This is a genomic window from Arenimonas sp. (genome assembly GCF_019459675.1).
Classification (GTDB): domain Bacteria; phylum Pseudomonadota; class Gammaproteobacteria; order Xanthomonadales; family Xanthomonadaceae; genus Arenimonas.
This window is the reverse complement of record NZ_JAIBFH010000094.1, coordinates 1-3,645: the sequence shown is the minus strand read 5'-3', so window position 1 is coordinate 3,645 and position 3,645 is coordinate 1. Positions and strand designations below refer to the sequence as shown.

Here is a 3,645-nt window from a genome sequence, read left to right as displayed (position 1 = left end):
CGCGGACCCGGCCCACGGGGGTCCGGGGGGTGTCAACGCCAAACAACAACCCCCGCCGGCGCCCCTCCATGTGCCACCACGCCCACGCCAACGACAGCATCGACTTCCTGCAGCCGATCGTGGCCGACGCCGAAGCCGGCTTCGGCGGCGTGCTCAATGCGTTTGAACTGATGAAGGCGATGATCGAAGCCGGCGCCGCCGGCGTGCACTTCGAAGACCAGCTGGCCAGCGTGAAGAAGTGCGGCCACATGGGCGGCAAGGTGCTGGTGCCGACCCAGGAAGCCGTGCAGAAGCTGATCGCCGCGCGCCTGGCCGCCGACGTCTCGAACGTGCCCACCCTGGTGATTGCGCGTACCGACGCCGAGGCCGCCGACCTGCTCACCAGCGACGTGGACCCCAACGACGCTCCGTTCTGCACCGGCGAGCGCACCGTGGAAGGCTTCTACAAGACCCGCCCCGGCATCGACCAGGCCATCAGCCGCGGCCTGGCCTACGCGCCCTACGCCGACCTGGTGTGGTGTGAAACCGGCAAGCCCGACCTGGCCTTCGCCAAGAAGTTCGCCGACGCCATCCACGCCAAGTTCCCGGGCAAGATGCTGGCCTACAACTGCTCGCCGTCCTTCAACTGGAAGAAGAACCTCGACGACGCCACCATAGCGAAGTTCCAGGTCGAGCTGGGCAAGATGGGCTACAAGTTCCAGTTCATCACCCTGGCCGGCTTCCACTCGCTGAACTACTCGATGTTCAACCTGGCCTATGGCTACGCCCGCAGCCAGATGAGCGCCTTCGTGGAGCTGCAGGAGAATGAGTTCGCCGCGGCCGACAAGGGCTTCACGGCGGTCAAGCACCAGCGTGAAGTGGGCACCGGCTACTTCGATTCGGTCACCCAGGCCATCCAGGGCGGCACCAGCTCCACCACGGCGCTGAAGGGCTCGACCGAGGAAGAGCAGTTCCACGGTGGCTCTCCGGCGGTGGCCGCCTGACCCGCGTTTGAGGGGGAGTGCACCCCGGCCGTCGCCGCAGGCGGCGGTCGGGGCCTGCGCCCCGCCTCCCGAGAAAGGTCGCTGTTGCCTTGCCCCCGGCTTGGATACACTCAGGCAGGTCCTTGTTTAGAGTAGTCCGTGATTTCTACAGACCATCCCGGCAGTCCGGCTGCGCCTGCGCACAGCGGCGGGCAGGAAGGCCGTCTGCCCTCGCAGCTGTCGCCCGAGGAGTTCCGAGTCCTGGCAGCGGCCGGCGTCAGCCGCGCGGTGCTGCCTGGCGAAGAACTGTTCCGCCGCGGCGAAGCGGCGCAAAGCATGTACCTGATCGACACCGGCGAAGTCCGGCTGGGCTTTGATGACGGCCTGGCCGACAAGCTGCTGGGTCCGGGCCAATACTTTGGCGAGCTGGCGGTGTTCATCGGCCGGCACCAGCGCTTCGCCCGCGCCGTGGCCGAAACGCCCGGCGTGCTTTATGAAATCACGCAGCCCGCATTCCAGAACCTGGTGGAGCGCGAGCCGGCCCACGTGGCCCGCTTCATGCAGCGCAGCTTCTCCTACCTGGTGGCCGGCGAGCACCAGCTGGTGCAGCACCTCAAGCGCCGCAACGAAGACCTGATGCAGACGCTGGACACGCTGCGCCAGACGCGCACCGAACTCACCGTGGCCCAGCAGCTGGTGCGCACCGACGACCTCACCGGCCTGGCCAACCGCCGCGGCCTGTACCGCTTCCTGGATGAACTGGGTCGCCAGGACCTCAACGACCTCAAGCTGGCCCTGCTGCTGGTGGACATCGACCACTTCAAGCAGATCAACGACCGCAGCGGCCATCTGGCCGGCGACACGGCGCTGCGCGCCTGCGCCGAGGAAGTGCGGCGCATGGCGGGCCCGCTGGAGTTGCCCTGCCGCCTGGGCGGCGACGAATTCGCCCTGGTGCTGCGGGTCAGCGACGACGGCGAGCTGGCCAACCGCGCCCTGGGCCTGATGAGCGCCATCCGCAGCCTGCGCCTGCCCAGCCTGCGCGAGCACCGCTTGTCGATCAGCATCGGCGGCGCCTTCTGCCAGGACCCCGGCGGCTGGTCCAGCTGGTACAGCCAGGCCGACCGCGCCCTTTACGAAGCCAAGCGCCAGGGCGGCGACCACTGGCGCCTGGCGCGCTGACCCGGTGGCCGGCGCAGCGCGGGGGGCGCGTTCACCCCTGAAAGATCGCCCGGTTTTGCGCTGAATGAACGCCCCACCATCCCCCGCCACGCATGCACTGAACACCGCGCCGGTGACCCCGATGCTGCGGACGGTGCTGCTTTGCGACATCGTGGAGTCCACGGCCCTGGTGGAGCGGCTGGGCGACCTGCGGGCCGTGGCCCTGCTCAAGCGCCACGACCAGCTGCTGCGGCAGCTGATCGACCTGTGCCACGGCCAGCTGATCGACAAAGCCGACGGCGTGCTGGCGCTGTTCGAACGGCCGATCCAGGCCCTGGACTTCGCCCTGCGCTACCAGCGCGGCCTGCGCGAGCTGGGTGCACTGGAAGCGCTCGACCTCAAGGCCCGCATCGGCCTGCACGTGGGCGACGTGATGACCTGGGCCAACGAGCCCAAGGACGTGCTGGCTGGCTCCAAGGCCTTCGAGGTCGAAGGCCTGGCCAAGCCGGTGGCCGCGCGCCTGATGAACCTGGCGCTGCCCGGCCAGATCCTGATGTCGGGCATGGCCCAGAACCTGTGCCACCGCGCCATGGGCGAACTGGGCGAGGCCGGCGGCAGGCTGCGCTGGCTGATGCACGGCCGCTACAACTTCAAAGGCGTGCCCGCGCCCATGCTGGTGCACGAGGTGGGCGAGCCCGGGCTGTCGCCGCTGCGGGCGCCGGAGTCGGGTGCCAAGGCCTGGCGCGAACTGCCGGTGTGGCGCCGGCCGCCGATGCTGGCGCTGGAGGTGATCCTGGTCGCCGTGCTGGGCGTGGGTCTGTTCTGGACCGCCCTGCGCAGCCCCCCCGCCATCGCCTTCGCCGAGCGCGACTGGGTGGTGGTGGCCGACCTGCAGAACCGCACCGACGAGAAGATATTCGACCAATCCCTGGACACCGCGCTGCGCGTGGGCCTGGAGCAGTCCCGCCACGTGAACCTGATCTCCGAACTGCAGGTCGACCGCGCGCTCGAGCGCATGCAGCGCCAGGGCCAGCCCGTGGATCGCCAGCTGGCCGCCGAACTCGCCCTGCGCGAAGGTGCCAAGGCCGTCATCCTGCCGACCATCGCTGAAGTGGGCGGTGTGGTGCGCATCAGCCTGGAAGTGGTGGATCCCAACACGGGCGTCACGGTCTACAGCGAAAGCGCCGACGGCTCAGGCACCGGCAACGTGCTGCCCGCACTGGACATCGCCATGGCCAAGGTTCGCGGTCGGCTGGGTGAAGCGGTGGGCAGCATCGAAAGCACCAGCCTGCCCCTGGAACTGGTGACCACGGGCAACCTGGACGCGCTGCGCGCCTATTCGCTGGGCCTGCGCGCGCGCTACGAGGCGCGGCTGGACGAAGCGCAGCTCCTGTTCAAGCAGGCGGTGAAGCTGGACGACCAGTTCTCGATGGCCTACCTGCAGCTGGCCTTCATGCGCTATATCGACAACGACGCCGCCGCCACGCGCCACTACCTGGCCTTGGCCGAAGCCAACCGGACCCAC

Annotated in this window: 3 protein-coding genes; all 3 read left to right on the top strand. The window is 68.9% G+C overall.

Annotated features, from left to right (window positions below):
* Positions 1-29 precede the first annotated feature (29 nt).
* Positions 30-983: an isocitrate lyase gene (gene aceA, locus K0M70_RS03555; protein ID WP_290779384.1), complete on the top strand. Its 954-nt coding sequence runs from the start codon at positions 30-32 to the stop codon at positions 981-983.
* Positions 984-1,121: 138 nt separating this feature from the next.
* Complete coding sequence (locus K0M70_RS03550) at positions 1,122-2,141, top strand: GGDEF domain-containing protein (protein ID WP_290779381.1); 1,020 nt, start codon at positions 1,122-1,124, stop codon at positions 2,139-2,141.
* A 64-nt stretch (positions 2,142-2,205) separates the two neighbouring features.
* Positions 2,206-3,645, top strand: a 1,440-nt coding sequence (locus K0M70_RS03545) for a putative peptide modification system cyclase (RefSeq protein ID WP_290779378.1), incomplete at its 3' end; no start/stop codon positions are given.